Raw genomic sequence first — 16,974 nt, 5'->3', positions numbered from 1 at the left:
CGAAAACTAAACCAAAGTTATGATACAAGTCAGCAATTTATCCAAATTTTACGGCGAAAAACGAGCCATCTCAGGGCTTAATTTTAAATTAGAGAAAGGTGAGATTGTGGGTCTCCTCGGTTTGAATGGCGCGGGGAAAACCACAACAATTCGTATCCTCACTGGGTATTTGATCCCAAGTGCGGGGGATGCCTCCATTGATGGTAAGTCTATCTTTGACTATCCATTGGAAGCAAAACAAAAGATTGGTTATTTACCAGAAACTCCACCTCTTTATGAGGATATGACAATATCCGAATACCTCCAATTTGTAGGTAGGATCAAAAAAATTGAAGAATCGAAATTACCTTTAGAAATCGAGAAGGTGATTGAAAAAACAAACCTAGGTCATGTGAAAGATAAACTGATTGGAACCTTATCTCTTGGTTACCGCAAACGTGTGGGGATTGCACAAGCGATCCTTGGGGATCCTGAAATTGTCATCATGGATGAACCTATCTCTGGTCTTGATCCCAAACAAATTGTGGAAATTAGAAGTCTCATCCGAAGTTTAGCTGGCAATCACACAGTTCTCATTTCGAGTCATATTCTCACTGAGATATATAAAACTTGTGATAAGTTTTTGTTCCTCCACAAAGGGACCTTAAAACAAGAACTTTCTCTGACAAGATTAGAGGAAGAGATGAACCGACTTGCGGGTTGGGAAGTGGGACTTTCTGGCAAACCAAAAGATGAGTTAATTTCATTTATGAAATCAGTATTATCCGATGCAGACACTGTTTCCGAAATGGGAACAGGTAAAGAGGAAGAATTGTTTATGGTACGCACAACAAATCCAAAACAATTCAAAGAATCTTTGTTTTCCAAAGCATTGTCTCTTGGGATTCAAATTGAATCCTTAAAAAAACAAGAAGTATCACTCGAACAGATTTTTATGGAGAAAATATGAACTGGCAAACGGCTGTTTGGATCTATAAAAAAGAATTAAGATTATTTTTTGGAACATACATGGCTCCACTTGTGTTAGGTGGAACTGCTTTTTTGAATGCATTATTTGTGATGATTCTCAATTTTAATGGAACTGCCAATTATGAAATTGCGACTTATATCACGTTTATTTCATTTATGACAACTATCCTGATTGCCATGGTGATCATTTCTATGGGATCCATCGTGGAAGAAAAAAACAAAGGAACTCTTGAGTTACTGTTTACCTCTCCCATTACGGATCTAGAAATTGTCTTCGGTAAATTTATGTTTGGTGTGACTGTTTGTGGTATCATTACAGTTTTCATCAATGGACTTTTTCCTCTTTTACTTTATGCGTTTTGGAAGGCACCGTTTTATATGGTGGCATCCGGAAGTGTGGGAGTATTTTTACTTGGAGTTTTTACTTTCGCGATTGGAATGTTTGGTTCCAGCCTTGGCAAAAACCAAATGATCTCACTTCTCATCTCAGTGCTCATCATTTTGACACTTTGGGTAGTGGGTTATTTTTCACATTTGTTCCAAGCAACTACAAGAAAGGTTTTATTCCATTTGCATATATTTTCCCACTTCGCTGCATTTGCCAAAGGTGTTTTGCCTTTGACGGGGATTGTATTTTTCTTAAGTGGAACATTCTTATTTTTATACTTAACCGTAAAGGTCCTGGAATCCAGGAGATGGAGAGGTTAGATCATGTTATTATCAGCTGATAGAGTTTTACCGTTTGTAAGCTTAGTTTCTCTTTTCGCCTATTTCTTGTTTGATGGGATGGTAGTGGATCCAAAACGAAAAATCATCTTTTTAGGTGTGGTATTTTTATTTTTGGCATCAGACACCATCGTTCGTGCTTTTTCGAAAGGGATCAGAAAAGAAGATCAAAACAGATACATCGCTGCTGTATTTGGAATCGCTGCCTTTTTGTTATCTGTATTACGTGATTTTTTGGATTTAAAACCTGTTGTAGGTTTTAATGAAGAAGTAAGCGCCATTCCAAAAGTAAGAGAATTCCTTCTGTTATGTGTGGTTCTTTTTTCTTTGGTTTTCCTCTTACAAATCATCCTTCTGGAGATTGGCAAATCATCACTGGAAGCACAAAGTAATTTAGCAAAATCCAAAAGTTCCTTATTACAAAATGCGGTATTAGGATTTTTGTTTGTATTACCAATTCTTGTAGCAGTGAATTATTTTGCGATCAAACGGAATTATAACTTTGATTTGAGTAGCCAAGGGAAGTTTTCTCTTTCCCAAATTTCAAGAAACCTTATCAAACCAATCACTCAAGATGTCACAATCACTGCCTTTTACCCAAGGCCTCTTGAAGCCGATGGGCCAGCCAATGGGGATAAACTAGCAGCATTTGCCTTAACACGCGTAAGACCAGACATTGAGATCTTACTCGATCAGATAAAGTCCGAAAATTCTCACATTACAGTCCAATTCATCAATGCGGATGTGGAAATTGATTTACTCAAAGAATTTGGGCAAGTTTCCAATGGAACCATTTTTGTTCGTTCTAAAAAACAATCAGTATTAACTTCTGCCATTCCTTTTGCAGAAGAAAGGGTGATTGCTAAAGAACCAAAAGATTTGGAAGACTTAGAACGTAAGTTAGTTGGTGCTCTTCTAAATGTTACTACCGAACAAAAAAAAGTTTATTTCACTGTTGCCAATGGGGAACGATATGGAATGGCTTTTCGAGCACTTCCAAATGAACAGGTAAATCGATTTGTATCTGCTTTACAGTTCTTAAATTTTAAAGTAGCGGAACTGGGATTTGCACAAGGTTGGCCTTCCAAACTTCCAGAAGATGCAGATATGCTTGTGATCCTTGGACCAACGGTTCCCTTTTCGAAAGAGGCAAGAGATGAAATCACCAAATATGTTTTAGAAAAAAATGGAAAAATTCTGATCACCATGGAACCAAAAGGCAGTGAAGATTTTGGTTGGTTATTACAATCTGCTGGTTTAAAGTTTAACGTTTCTCCAATAATTGAAAGGGAAGAAAAACCTGGATTTATCGTTGCAAAACGTTTCCCTGAAAATCCAATCACAGAACTTTTACAAAAAAAAGATATGGGGATCTTGTTTCCTTACAGTGGTTATTTGGAATCTGAACCAAATGCACCAACTCCTTTTGTTTGGAAATCGGCTACCTTACTTGAATCTGGATATGATGCCTACCAAGACCTAAACAAAAATGGTAAAATGGATGCAAACGAAAAGAAAGAAAGTAAAATCCTTTCGGTAGTATTGTCACCCATGTCACTGACTGGGGAAAAGTCAGGAAAGATCATTTTACACACAGGAACGAGTTGGCTTACGGATCAATTCATTCCGTATGTAATGAACTCTCAATTTTCAACAGTTTCCATCACTGGTTTATTCCAAGATAATATTGTCGCTGAAATTCCATTAAAAAAGGAAGAAGTGGATACCATTACATTGTCCGACAATCAAAAGTTAGTTGCTTGGGTCATTGGAGTATTCCTTTTCCCCGGATTTATATTGGCAGTTGGGTCTTACTTTGTCTACACAAGGCGTAAACATTCTTTAATAGAAGTATGAAACAAAAAATTAGTTTAGTTCTAGTTGCATTTATTGGATTGTTCCTCCTATTTTATTTGATGGAGGATCGTCCAGAAAATATTTCTGAAACCAATTATTGGAAAGAAGATTGGAAATCAATCCAATACAATCCTCCCAAGTCCGATTGGTGTGGAAACTTAGTTCCTAGTTTTGCCGAATTCCCAATGGTGTTTCGAAAGATTTCACGTGGGTGGAATGAACCAGCTTTGTATACAGTCACAACTCTTGTGAATGGAAACAATGTTGCATATGAAGGGAATTACAATGTGAAAAATAGTTTTTCCGAACTCAGTGTTCTCAAAACAAAACTAATTGAATCCTCAACAGAAGAAGTCAAAAAGACTTACTGTTTGGGAGAGTTTTCTCCTTCTTTGTCATTGTCCGAAGAAAATGGAGCAGAGATTAAATTTCATCCTAGTAAACAGTTGTTATTCGGAAAAAAGATCGGTGCTGAAGAAGGACGGATTGCAGTTTTAGTTAACGATGAGATCATTGCACCTTATCAGTACATCATCGAAAAATTCAGAACTCCCGTTTCGAATTTTAGAGAAAAAATGTATGTTACCATGAGTGAAGGTTATATCCAAGAACTCAAATTCATTGGGCAAGGGATCACGGTCCAAGTCGAAAACAGAGCCAAAAAAAACCAATACAATGTATTTGTAAATGAATGGAGTCGCACCACTGGGGAAAGGATTGTATTACCTCCAGATGTGGGTAACCAATGGGAGTCTGTAGTCAAAGGTTTAAAGGTAGAATTTTATCCTGACGAAGTAGGGGCTCCGAAATTTCCGAGTTTGACGGAAACAACAAACCCAGAAGCTGTTCTAGAGATAACCATTTCTGGCGGGAACAAAATCCGATTGTCGCTTTTCCCTGTTTGGGAATCCGAACAAGGAAAGTGGCGGCCAGTCCAAAGGCAGTTTCCTCCCTATTTCGATGAGTCAGTCACTTGGATGAAAGAAGAATCCTTCCAAAATTTAGTGAATGCAGTCATGAAAGTGAAAAGTGCTTCCCGATACGAGCGTCCCAACCAGAAAATCCAATAAGGTGCAAAAAGTTTCAACCATCACACAACGGATGCAACTCATCCGTGATTTGTTTTATTCCCCAATGTCTGCTTTTGAATCGTATTACCACAAAGCAGATCTGGGCGGACGTGACCTTTGGTTTGCTCATTTGCAATTGATGTTACTGGCACCGTTTGCAAAGTTTCTAGGCAACTGCATCCAAATTTTGATTTTTAAAGTTTCGTTTGTGGAAGAGGAAACAAAACTCACTTATACCCAAGGGGTAGGAACGGTTTTCTTTTTTTACCTCGGATTCTATTTTGTGATTAGGCTTGTGGATAGTTTTCGGATGTACCACCAAATGCGAGATCGTACAAAAGATTGGGATGGACCTGAACCACATGTCTTTATCATTTCTTTTTTGGCTTTTACTGCGACATCAATCTTTTGGATTTTTCCCGCACCTATCCCCTTGTTTATGTTAGCTGTTGGTTTCCTATATTCTTTACATTTGTCTTATTATTATTTATCCATTCGAAGGACTTGGAGTTCTTTTGATTTTTTGTTTTTTTTAATGAAAGTAGTTTTATTCTTTTTGGTTCTACTTTCGGTTCCTTTATTCCTTTATAACCTCATTAGGACGGTACTCTTTTGAAGATATTTTTGGTCGGAATCGGCGGAATTGCCATGGGCAATTTAGCATATATGCTCAAACAACAAGGTCATGATGTTTCTGGTTCAGACCAAAACCTATACCCACCAATGTCAGACAAATTAGAGGAGTGGGGTCTTTCGCCTAAGTCTGGTTATCGTAAAGAGAATGTGAAAGGGGCAGACCTAGTCATCATCGGAAATGCTATCTCACGTGGGAATCCTGAAGTAGAAGAAGTTTTAAACACAGGGATCGAATACATGAGTATGGCAGAAGCCATCGGGCATTTTTTTCTGAAAGGGAAAAAACCAATCGTGATTTCTGGGACTCATGGCAAAACCACTACCACCTTTCTTACCCATTGGATTTTAGAATCCATTGGTCTGAAACCTGGCCTCTTTGTAGGTGGAATTCGTAAAGATGGATTCCCTGGATTTGCTCTGGGAGATGGAGATTATTTTGTCATTGAAGGGGATGAATATGATTCTGCTTTCTTCGATAAGAGTTCCAAGTTTTTGCACTATCGGCCTTATTACCTTGTAATGAACGCACTTGACTTTGATCATGCTGATATTTTTGCCAATTTGGATGCGATTAAAGTGATGTTCAAACGGTTGTTAAACTTAGTGCCTAGTCGTGGAAAGGTTTTTTATTGGAAAGGATCTAAAAATTTAAATGAAATTACAAAAGATTACCAACATGCACCTGTCGAAACTTTTGAGTTAGGTGACAAAAATTCCATTTTTAAATATGAAAAAGGAATTTTAACAGAGATCCGAACCAAATCCAAATTAAAACCATCTTTAATTGGATCACATAACTATCGCAATGTGGAAGTGGCAGTACGTGTTTGTTTGGAAATTGCTCCGCAAAAACGAAAAGAAATTTTAGAAGCAGTGGAGTCCTTTCCAGGTGTCAAACGTAGACAAGAAAACTTATATGTTTCTGATACCAGTTTACTTGTGGAAGACTTTGCCCACCACCCTGTTGCCATCCAAGAAACCATCAAAGCCCACAAAGAAGCCTATCCTGGTTACAAAATCATCTCTCTATTTGAACCAAGAAGTGCTACCTCACACAGAAATGTGTTCCAAGAGGATTTTGCCAAATGTTTTAAAGGAAGTGATGTGAGTATTGTCACCGAAGTTTACCAAGTGGACAAAGTGAGTAAGTCTCTCCGCCTCAATGTGAAAAAGTTGGTAAAGGACATCAAAACCAATACCAAAAAAGATTCCATCTACGCACAGGCACCGAAAGACATTCCTTCACTTTTAAAAAAGATCTTACCCAAATACAAAAAAGACAAACTCATCATCCTTGCCATGTCCAATGGTGCGTTTGGCGGAATATATTCTGAACTAAAATCCATTATAGAATCACGAGAATCAATATGAGCCTATCCCAAGAAATCGCATCACTCGTCAAAGAGGCCGAAACTGTATTAAGTTCGGCTACCAATGAACAAGAGTTAGATGCATTTAAGAATCAGTTTCTCGGCAAAAAAGGAAAACTTACCTCTGTCCTCAAGGGCCTTGCCTCTCTTTCTGTAGAAGAAAAAAAGACAGTTGGAAAAGAAGCAAACGAAGCACAAACACGTCTCGAATCCTTTGTCGAAAGCAAACGAATTTCCCTCAAAGAAAGTTTTTATGAAAACCAATTGGGAAAGGAATTTTTTGATACACTCCGCCCACTTCCGAAAAAGGAAAGAGGGAGTTTACATCCCATTTCCCAAATCCAATATGAAATTGAAGACATCTTCACTTCCATGGGTTTTTCTGTAATGGATGGACCAGAAGTCGAGACAGATGAAAACAATTTTGCTGCCTTAAACTTTACTGACGACCACCCTGCACGTGATATGCAAGATACATTCTATACGGTAGATGGCAATTTACTTCGAACTCATACGTCCGCCATCCAAGTGCGAGCCTTACGAAAACTAAAACCCCCTTTTCGCATCATCGCTCCTGGCCGTGTGTTTCGGTATGAAGAAGTGGACGCTTCTCATGAAAATACCTTCTACCAAGTGGAAGGAATGGTGGTAGGGGAAAACATTTCGGTTGCTCATTTGATTTATACGATGGAGACACTTCTCTCTCGTGTGTTCCGAAAGGAAATCAAAACAAGACTCCGCCCAGGATACTTTCCGTTTGTGGAACCAGGATTTGAACTCGATATCAATTGTCTTGTTTGTAATGGAGACGGTTGTAGTGTTTGCAAACAATCGGGATGGCTTGAGTTACTTCCTTGTGGGCTTGTGCATCCAAATGTGTTAGAAGCCGCTGGCCTTGATTCCAAAAAATGGACTGGGTTTGCCTTTGGACTGGGACTTGACCGATTGGTGATGATGCGGTATGGCATCCATGACATCCGTTATTTCCAATCCGGGAATTTACGATTTTTAAAACAGTTTTAGATAGGAAGTTTCGAAACGAACAAAGCAAATGGTGATTATTCGAGTTTAAATTGATCGCTGATTACTTTTAGTTTTTCTGCTGTATTCATAAGATTTTTTGCAGAGGAAGATATTTCTTCCGAACCAGCTGCCGTATTGACCGAATGATTGCTAATTTGGGAGATAACGTTTGTTATCTCTCTGACTGCACTTCTTTGTTCATCGGCCGCTAGTTTGATTTGATCCGATTCTTTTTTTACAATAATCGTATTTTCAGAAACAGAGCGATTGATCTCATTTTGGGAACTCAATGTTGTTTGAAGTTTGTCCATGGATTGAGAGACACCACCAATACTCCTTATGATATCTTGAATAATAGTAGTTGAAGACTTTATACTTAAGGCACCACCTTTGAGTTCATTTGAATTTTTACTTACCATTTCATAAATTGATTTGATTGAAGATGCAGTTTTCGTTGAAAGTTTTGAAATCTCATCAGCTACTACAGCGAAACCCCTTCCTGCTTCACCAGCTCTAGCAGCTTCAATTGCTGCATTTAACGCAAGTAATTGTGTTTGTTCTGATATTTCATTGATTAAAGCGATAATAGAATTCATTTCATCAGATGACTTTAGAATATTTTGGATCATCAGATTCATTCCATCCAATGATTTTTCGCCTTCTCTGGCTTGAGTAGTAATTGAGCTCATTTGTGAGATTGCAGTATCAATGTCTTTCGCAACGCGATCAACGCTTGTGGATAACTCCTCTATTTTAAGTTGAAACTGATAGATATTCTGATTCTGTATACCAATTGAACTTCCAATATTTTCCATATTAGCTGACATTTCTTCAACGGTTGCAGATAATTCTTCCGTAGATGCTGCTGTTGATTGCGCTCCTTCTGAAAAGTTATCCGAACTTGCAGCCAATTGACCTGAACTTGAGGCAAGTTCTTGAGCCATATTCTGAATTTCTGAAACAATTTTTCTAAGACTAAGTAAAAATGAGTTAGTATCTTGACTTAATTCACCAATTTCATCTTTATATTTTATAACAACAGAGTTAGTGAGATCGCCTTTCGAAAGTTTATTAAATAAATCTCTCAATTCTATAATTGGATGAAGTCTTTTGTTCATAAGCCAAGAAAGAAGGAATACTGAGACGGCCAATATGAGAGTAGAAAATATTATAATATTAAATAACATCGAATTTACTACTTTTAAGATTTCATTTTTTGAAGCAATTGTTGCGATTCGAAAATCAAATCCTTGTACATTATAGATACTTGCGATTTTTTCCGTTTCAAAAAAGTATTCGAATGAATCACCTGACTCTAATTTAAGTAACGTTTGTCCCCAATCTAATTTATTTAATTCAAAATTTAGAATAAATGATTTGTTTGGATGGCCGATCACTTGTCCTTCTCGATCAATAATAACTATAAATCCTTCATTCCCTATTTTTATACTCTTTACTACTTGATCCGTTAGATGATTTAAAGAAATCGAAAAAGAGAGAATCCCGACAATTTCTTTCTCTAAGCGAATCGGATAAGTCAAAAGTGCAACTGGTTCCTGAGTTACTGGAGATCTTCCTACTTTGCTTAGGTGCGGATTCCCTTTTAATGTTTGAATTATATTTTCATCAAATCCTACTTTCCCCCAACGGAAATTTTTTGCCTGACCAGTTGCATCTGATATAATCAAAGGGTTTTCTTCCGGTGTGGATACGAAGACATTCTCATAAACCCTATACTTATTGAAGAGATTTGACAAAATAGAATTTAAATAAACGGTATCTCTCTTTACAAGTCTCAATCCAAATTCTGGATTCGTCGCAGTAAACTCTGCAAGAGTAAATTGATTTTTAAAAAATGTCTCCACATGTAAGCCAGATAATTTTCCAATATTTTGCATTTCTCCGATATTTGCATTTATAATGTAAGATTTCCCTAAAAAGTAGGAAAAGGATGAAATACCAATCACTAGGATGAGAATAATTGTTATACTCGTTGAAAGAATTACTGTTTTAAGGCTTGTTAGTTTCATATTTTTCCACTGGATTTTCGTTACTCATCTCTTTCATAAACTTTCAATTTCTACTTCTCATTCTGCTAAATACAAATCAAATCATATCAACATCAGGATCAATTGGCAATAGAATATGGAATCGAGTGTTTCCTGGTTTGGATTCAATTTCGTATTGTCCGTTATGCTTTTTTAAGACTTTTTTTACAATATCAAGTCCGAGTCCACTTCCTTCCCCTTGGTCCTTCGTTGTAAAGAATGGCTCAAAGATTTTATCAAGTAATTCTTCTGGAATTCCTTTTCCTGTGTCTTCAATACATATCTTGATTAAGTTGTTATTTTTTTCATTCTTGATCTGTTTAACAGAAACGGTTAGAATTCCTCTATAGTCCATTGCTTGGATCGAATTAAATATCAAGTTCGTCCATATTTGAATTAAGTCATCCGGATAACATGAAAATAATGGAAGTGGTGTCTCGTAATTTCTTACGACTGAGATTGCATTTCTTAATTGATTATTGTATAATGTTAATACGGTTTCAATATTTTGAATGATGTCTATTTTTGATTTGTTACCAGATAAATCTGAGTGGGTAAAGCTTTTTAATGCATAAAGAATTTTCGTCACTCTTTGTATAGATTCTGAAATCAAATTGATATATCTAGATACTTTGATATAGTCAATTCCATACCTAAATAATTTTATAAAATCTTTTTCGTGAATTAGAGCTTTTAAATTATGTATGGTATCTTGAATTCCCATATCAACTACTTCTTCGGCAATTTCAATTGAATCAGTACAACCTAATTCATTTAACTCGCTAGCAATTTTTCTCTTTAATGCTCTTGATTCCTTACCGTGTAAGTCTTTGTTGTTATTGATAGTAGATCTTATCCAATGATAATAATTTTGTAATACAATTGGATTTTTCATTTTCAAGAATTCTAAAATTGCTTCTTGATTCTCTAATTGAATGTTGATATGGGAAAGAATTAAATCGCTAGAAGATTTAATGGCTCCAAGTGGGTTGTTGATTTCGTGTGCAATGCCTGCAATCAGTTGGCCTAATGATGCAAGTTTTTCTTTTAAAATTAACTGAGCTTGTGTTTCTTTTAGCGCTTCAAAGGCATGCTCCAATTCCATTTTCTGTTTTATTATAAATTCGTTTTTTAAATGGATTTCGTTAAGTGCTTGTCTTAAGACTTCAGCCTCCTTTATCGAAGTTAAATCTAGAATTGAAAGGATGGATCGATTTCCGTCTAATTCCTTAAATCTGATTTGCACTGGAATTAACTTGCCATCTGATCGAAATGCGCCTGTTGAAAAAGTATCAGGTTTTAATCCTAGACCTTCCCATAAAGGATCTTCGAATAATGTCATTAAATTCAAATATTCAATTTTTTTGTAGCCTAGTAGTTTATGGAACGCAAGGTTTACATCTATAATTTTTTCCTTCTCTAAGACTATGATTGCTTCGCTTGAAAAATTGTAAAAATTTCTAAATCGTTCTTCGTTGGCCTTTAATATATTCTGAAATTCAATTTTAAAAGAAACATCTTCCAAAACTCCAACCAATCTTGCTGGATCGTCTAATTCATTTTTTAAAAATGCTCCTCTTTCTTCGACTGAAATATAGGATAAGTCTTTTTTTTGAATTCTATATTTTGCTCTAAAGCTGGATCTATTCTGAATTGCAATGTCTAAATCATGCAATATACTTTGACGATCATCTTCGTGAATCAGATTTGCCCAACCGTCTATATTAAGCTGATTGAATTCTTCTTTTGTAAAGCCAAGTACTTTTTGAATCGCTCCATTCCAAATAATTTTACCTGAATCTACTTCATAATCATAGATTATCAAGCCAGTTTGATCTGCTACTTTTTGAAACCTTGCTTCATCTTCTAATAATCTAATTCTTTGTTTTCGTTCATCTTCAATATTTTCAACGCTCCCAATGATTTTGAGAGTCTTTTTTCCTTTTGAAATTGCTTTGCCTGTTATTTTTGCCCAAAAGTTATTTGATGTTTTAACTTCAACTTCAATTTCAAATGGTTTAGATGTTAAGATAGTGCTTCTTAGGTGAGCTTCCAAAACAATCTGATCATCTACTGAGAAGAGGTTTAGAAAGTTTGATTTTGTCGCAGGGTAAGAAAATTGATTTTTATCTACTAAAGTATATAAGTCTTGTGTCCAGTACATGGAATCATTTAAGACGTCCCATTCCCAAATTCCAGATTTTGTGATTCTTCGGATTTCATCAGCTAGGTCATTTCTTTTTTTTAATTCTAACTTTGCTGATTTAATGTTTGTTATGTCCTGTGCTACTCCTAAAATCTCCATTGGTAAATTTTCATTCGTAAATGAAAAAACAGTTTCCCAAATTCGAAGCCAGATGACCTCTTTGCTTCTATTCAATACACGAATGTCTAATTCAAAAACTTGGTTAAATTTTGCATTTACCAACTTTTTTCTATGGTTTCTAATTTTATTCAAATCATCTGGGTGTATGACATTGTTGCGAAGAAATTCGATTGTAAGTTTATTTTCAGTATTGATTTCAAGTAGCTGATCTAATTTTTCGTTTATAACGAAAATTTCGTTTGAAATAAGTGAATGGATAAAAATGATACTTGGAAGAGTATTCGTTATTTTTTCTAAAAGTTTTTCCTTTTCTTTTAATTTTGCACGTAGAATTTCTGTGTCACTTTTTTTTAACAGTACAGCCTTTGCAAATCTTAATCCATTTTGCGCTTTGTAATTGGATAGTTGAATTTCGCAATGAATTTCATCTCCGTTTTTTGTTAGATGAACCCAATCAAATTCGGTATATCCATGTTTGAATCCTTCATTGATATAATACTTCGCCAATTCTTCTGATAAGATACCATTAGGTTGGTAAAGCGGGCTTATCTGTTTTATCGTTACATTTCTGAATTCATCTCTTGGGTAGCCGAGCAAAAATACAGCGCTCATATTACAGTCCAAGAATTCGCCAGTGTCGATATTAAATAATGCTATGGCATCTTTATCTTGCTCAAAAAAAGTTTTATACGCATTAAAATCTTCTGAGATTGTTTTATTCTTTAGTTCTTTAATAAGAAGTTTAGCTTCTTCGAGACTTGTAATTTCATCAACATTCATAAAAATCTCGACTATGTATGTTAAATATTTTGCATTTAATACAAGAAGAAATTATAACAATTCTAAATTTAATTTAATTCCAGCTGAATAAGGGGCTTGTCTTGTCCCATAAAAGTAAATTATTGATGATTACAAATTCGATTGGCTTAGGGGATGTACCAGGTCTGTGTAATGGCTTTGTGAATTAATCATTGAACCTATAAAATTAGTCACAATATAAAAAAGATTTTCAAATGAATTTGTTAGGCGCCTAAATGTAAAAGTTTTAAATTACAATCAGAAAACCTAACTAGAATGTTTTCTTAAATTTACACCACTACCGCCTGGATTTTTCCATCGATCCTTTGGAATTCTACTTTGGTTTTGCCAAGTTCTAATCCCTCTTTGGATACGATCTCTTTTCCTTCTTTGTCAAAAAGATTGGTGAGAACCATTTCTCCATTCTCTTTGGTAGAACAAACAATGAGATACGGTGGTTTTTTTTCTCCTCCAGGATTGAAGTAAATCGTCGTCGCAGAAAGAATCGTCGCTTGTTCCTTTTCCTTGGGACTTGGAACATTGACTTCCAATGGTTTTAAATGCATTGGTTCTTTTGGTGTTTTCTCCATTTTGTCTTTGGAAAAAAGGATCACTGAGTTGATGCTATCGATTCCACCGTTTCCTCCCAGTAAACTTACCTTAGGTGGTTCGCTCAATACATAAGGAATGGGATCTACGGCAAGTCCATATTGACTGGCAATGTCTACAAGTCCTGTTGCGCCTGAGATCGCCATCGCCGCTTGGTAATTCAATATCCCGCCACTTAAATTGATAGGGATCTCTTTTGATCCATTGAAGATCTTTCCTTTGCGGAGTGCTGTGGCTGTTTCTTTGGGTGAAACTCCAAAATACAAAGAGGCCTCATGGATGATCATCCCTGTAAAACAATCATATATCCACGCATATTCAATTTCAGAGCGACTTATGCCACCCGAAGCAACAGCTCTCTCACAAGCAAGGCCCGCTGGGCTTTTTAAATCCTTTTTTTGGATGAGGTATTCCGCATGGGCACTGTGACCCGATCCAATCACAAAGATGTGTTTGGCATCGGCCTTTATCACTTTATTGTCGATTAACTTCTGTTTCATGGCCTCGGAAGTAATGAGGGTTGCGAATCCATGGTCAGTGACGATGGCGATCATAGGTGTGCTATAAACACCCGAAAGTGGTTTCTTTAGTTGTTTTTCCACCAATGGTTTTTGGTATTGGAAGGCACGAGGATTGGTTTCTGCTAACGTGCGAAAGTGTTTGGTAATTTCTTCCAAGTCTTCACTTGTCACACCAGTATCAAACATCATTCGTTCACATAACAGTGAATAGAGACCAATGAGTGTGGCACCATACGGCATTTCCCAATCCTTATGACAAACGGTTGCTGTCAGACGTTTGAGGTCGGATACTTGTTTGAAAACGGACTTTGGAATATCAGCAGCTGCGACTAGAACCACAGCATAAGGATTGGCTTTCACAATGGTATGGGCCTGTTGGAGCGCACCTCCCACACTGGCACCACCAAGGTCAACCGTATGGCAAGCAAGGCCACCAAATCCCATATCATTGGCATCTTTGATGGTAAACCCATACCCTTCCCTGCCGAGAGACTGCGCTTCAACAGAAACAAAATCAGTCAGATAGGGTTTGAGTTTTTCTCTGTCGGTTCCTAAGAATCCAAACAGTTTGTCTACTGAGTTAAAAAGTAAAGAATGGTATTTCTCGAGGGGGGTTAGGTTTTTATAAACTTCCGCATCAAATTCTGATTCAATTGTGTCGCTGACACCAAGTAAAATAGGGTCCATGAAGCCACATTTGAATCATCCTTCAATATTCATCAACGCATTCATTCGAAAATCTTGTATGATTTGTTTGCATCGTTCAGTGATACGGTTCAAACTTTCTCCAAACTTTTTGCCGTTGTATGCATTAAAAGAATTTGGGTATTCTTTTTCATTCACTTGGACGATCATATCTGGATTGATTCTGTTTTTGGCAGTCAGATCTTGCACAGCCACAATGATATTCTTAAGTGCGATACATCCGTCTTTTAATAGATTTTGGGATGCTTTTTCGATAACGATCGCATTTCCATTCGCATCTAACAAGGTCTTCATGAACTCTTGCATTTTCATGGATGGAAGTCCTCGGCGTGTAAGTCCAATTCGTTCCACTTGTAAAACAGCATCTTGTAAATGTGTATATTCTGGAGTTCCCTTAAAGATATAAACAAGGACAGGTAGTTCGATTTCTGTAAAATCCAACATAGCACCGTAAAAATAACGAGTTTCTACTTTTGCCAAAGGATGGAAGTCTACCTTTTTATAATTGGCCAATTTCTCAATCGACTCATCCATAATGCGGTTAAGTGTCTGGGCTTTTGCAGCTTCTTTTTTAGCAGCAAGTTCTTGGAATTTTGATTTAAGTTGTTCTAAAAAGGTAACTTCTTCTGTGAGAAATTTTGAAATGTTTCCACGAAGTTTCAATACTTGTAAGTATCGTTGTTCAAACCCAGTTTGGTCAAATGCTTTGGGATTGAGTTTTCCATGTTCTCTATATTCTGATCGTATTTTTTCTAATATGGCTTTTGTTTCTGCTTCTGACAGTTCTTTCATTTCGATTGTTTCCAGTGTTCAATTTCCAAAATGGTTTTGTCCAAATCCTGTGCAAAATAAAGAGACGCGTTCTTTGCATCCACAAACATCAATTGGTTTGCATATTGTAATTGTTTGACTTGAATTTCATTTTTGAGATTCAATATATTCAATAACTGCAAACTCAATTTTTTAAGATCTTTGATGATCGCATCTGTATGCCTTTGCATTTCAAACAAGTGAAGGTTGTTTAATTTTTCTTTATCCGATTCGATTAACTTCATCTCTTCCCGTTTTTCCACAGGTGCTTTGGAAATGTAATAGGTAATTGGACGAGGATAAGAGGTCATTTCTTTATGCAAATCGATCATTTTATCGATGGCTTCAAAAACCGTTGCTTCCATTTCTCTGGAAAAATTCCCTACAATATTTTTATTTTCGGAAGGATCCCCGGTGAGCTCAAAAATACGAGAGGATTGTAAGTTACGAATGATGGCAGTGATTCTTTCTCTGTAAGTTGCGATGATTTTTAAAAAATCATCAATACGTTGTTGCGCTGTTTTTTCCCCTGACCCTTCTTCGAGTCTGGTGTTTGCATTGATTTGAGTGTGGTCAATCTCTTCCTCAGGTTTAGGAGGTTCGGGTGTATTTAAGAGGCCTTCGTGAGAGAGAGTTTCTTCTGGTTTAGGAGGTTCTTCCCCATCAAAGATATCCAAATCCACATCCTCACGCATCAGGTTTTCTTCAACGACCGGAGAAAGTTTTTCTTTGGAAATCTCAATTGGTTTGGATGTTTTTTCAGGTGTGGTTGGTTTTGGGTCTGGTGTGGAAATTAATTTCCCTAAAATTGGATTTGCCCTTAGGTCCTCTGATATGATGGGTGGGGGAGGTGGAGTTTGGTTACCAGATTTTGTCTCGTTTGGAGTACCTTCTCCTTTGGGATTTGTTGATTGGTGGTGAGGGACAAGTTCAAAATGATTCCCAACTAATTTTAAGATCTCAATCCTACGGATTTCTTTGTTGAATCTCAGAGCATAACGATTGTTATCTTTGTCAATATAACGTTGTTGGATTTGTGAAATGGATAATTTAAGTGGATCGATATCTGAAATCGAATCAATTTTTATATAATGATATTTTGATTTTTCAGGAGTCACAATCGTAAAATTTCCAACAAAGCTTCTGTGAAAGCATATGAGAGTAACACGTTCGGGTCAACTTCCTTCTCCCTAGAAATCATACTTAATGTAAAAAAATCATACCGAGATAATTCCAACCTCTCATAATGCCCCATCTCACCTCTCGGAAAGACCCCAGGTTCCAAACCCTCTAACTTTAAGGATAAGATAGCCATTTTTATGACAAGGCCAAGGTCTAAGTGGCGTTCTTTCAATATCTTGTAGAGTTCGGAATCAATCCAGATCAGTGCAGAAAACATACAACCCTCTTAGGAGGGAGGTTCGAATCTGGGGATTTGGTTCTCATTTTTTTCTCTTTCGCCTTGACCGTCAGAGTGGTACTCAAAAGATAAGTAAAAATTCCTCA

13 protein-coding genes are annotated in these 16,974 nt (G+C 36.5%); 7 read left to right on the top strand and 6 right to left on the bottom strand.

Annotation, left to right across the window (positions count from 1 at the left end):
- Positions 1 to 19 precede the first annotated feature (19 nt).
- The 7 genes from CH354_RS02755 to pheS are packed head-to-tail and all read left to right on the top strand — an operon-like array spanning position 20 to position 7,651.
- Positions 20 to 949, top strand: coding sequence for an ABC transporter ATP-binding protein (locus tag CH354_RS02755; RefSeq protein ID WP_100726092.1), 930 nt, complete (start codon positions 20 to 22; stop codon positions 947 to 949).
- Positions 946 to 1,677: an ABC transporter permease gene (locus CH354_RS02750; RefSeq protein WP_100715777.1), complete on the top strand. Its 732-nt coding sequence runs from the start codon at positions 946 to 948 to the stop codon at positions 1,675 to 1,677. The genes CH354_RS02755 and CH354_RS02750 overlap by 4 nt, the downstream gene beginning before the upstream one ends.
- Positions 1,678 to 1,680: 3 nt before the next feature.
- Positions 1,681 to 3,552: a motility-associated ABC transporter substrate-binding family protein gene (locus CH354_RS02745; protein WP_100726093.1), complete on the top strand. Its 1,872-nt coding sequence runs from the start codon at positions 1,681 to 1,683 to the stop codon at positions 3,550 to 3,552.
- The gene (locus tag CH354_RS02740; RefSeq protein WP_100726094.1) at positions 3,549 to 4,622 is read left to right on the top strand and encodes a hypothetical protein; all 1,074 of its coding nucleotides are present in this window, start codon (positions 3,549 to 3,551) and stop codon (positions 4,620 to 4,622) included. Before CH354_RS02745 ends, CH354_RS02740 begins: the two co-directional genes overlap by 4 nt.
- Before the next feature lies 1 nt (position 4,623).
- Positions 4,624 to 5,238 (top strand): hypothetical protein, encoded by a 615-nt coding sequence (locus CH354_RS02735; protein WP_100726095.1) that lies wholly within the window; start codon positions 4,624 to 4,626, stop codon positions 5,236 to 5,238.
- On the top strand, positions 5,235 to 6,629 hold the full coding sequence (locus CH354_RS02730) for a UDP-N-acetylmuramate--L-alanine ligase (protein ID WP_100726096.1): 1,395 nt from the start codon (positions 5,235 to 5,237) through the stop codon (positions 6,627 to 6,629). The genes CH354_RS02735 and CH354_RS02730 overlap by 4 nt, the downstream gene beginning before the upstream one ends.
- Complete coding sequence (pheS, locus tag CH354_RS02725; RefSeq protein ID WP_100715772.1) at positions 6,626 to 7,651, top strand: phenylalanine--tRNA ligase subunit alpha; 1,026 nt, start codon at positions 6,626 to 6,628, stop codon at positions 7,649 to 7,651. Before CH354_RS02730 ends, pheS begins: the two co-directional genes overlap by 4 nt.
- A gap of 35 nt (positions 7,652 to 7,686) precedes the next feature.
- On the opposite strand, the gene CH354_RS02720 is transcribed toward pheS, so the two are convergent.
- The 6 genes from CH354_RS02720 to CH354_RS02695 all read right to left on the bottom strand — a co-directional run bounded on the left by CH354_RS02720 (position 7,687) and on the right by CH354_RS02695 (position 16,867).
- Positions 7,687 to 9,681: a methyl-accepting chemotaxis protein gene (locus CH354_RS02720; protein WP_100726097.1), complete on the bottom strand. Its 1,995-nt coding sequence runs from the start codon at positions 9,679 to 9,681 to the stop codon at positions 7,687 to 7,689.
- A gap of 76 nt (positions 9,682 to 9,757) precedes the next feature.
- Positions 9,758 to 12,805, bottom strand: coding sequence for a PAS domain-containing sensor histidine kinase (locus tag CH354_RS02715; protein WP_100726098.1), 3,048 nt, complete (start codon positions 12,803 to 12,805; stop codon positions 9,758 to 9,760).
- Positions 12,806 to 13,113: 308 nt separating this feature from the next.
- Positions 13,114 to 14,640, bottom strand: coding sequence for a thiolase family protein (locus CH354_RS02710; RefSeq protein WP_100726099.1), 1,527 nt, complete (start codon positions 14,638 to 14,640; stop codon positions 13,114 to 13,116).
- A gap of 15 nt (positions 14,641 to 14,655) precedes the next feature.
- Positions 14,656 to 15,450 carry a hypothetical protein gene (locus CH354_RS02705; protein ID WP_100715770.1) on the bottom strand — a complete coding sequence of 265 codons (795 nt, stop codon included), beginning with the start codon at positions 15,448 to 15,450 and terminating at the stop codon, positions 14,656 to 14,658.
- On the bottom strand, positions 15,447 to 16,586 hold the full coding sequence (locus CH354_RS02700) for an LIC_10450 family protein (protein ID WP_100726100.1): 1,140 nt from the start codon (positions 16,584 to 16,586) through the stop codon (positions 15,447 to 15,449). The genes CH354_RS02705 and CH354_RS02700 overlap by 4 nt, the downstream gene beginning before the upstream one ends.
- On the bottom strand, positions 16,583 to 16,867 hold the full coding sequence (locus tag CH354_RS02695; RefSeq protein ID WP_100715768.1) for a hypothetical protein: 285 nt from the start codon (positions 16,865 to 16,867) through the stop codon (positions 16,583 to 16,585). The genes CH354_RS02700 and CH354_RS02695 overlap by 4 nt, the downstream gene beginning before the upstream one ends.
- Between the last annotated feature and the right edge of the window lie 107 nt (positions 16,868 to 16,974).

It is taken from the genome of Leptospira levettii (assembly GCF_002812085.1).
GTDB lineage: Bacteria > Spirochaetota > Leptospiria > Leptospirales > Leptospiraceae > Leptospira_A > Leptospira_A levettii.
The sequence above is the reverse complement of the archived record's forward strand: the minus strand, read 5'-3'. Positions and strand labels throughout refer to the sequence as shown.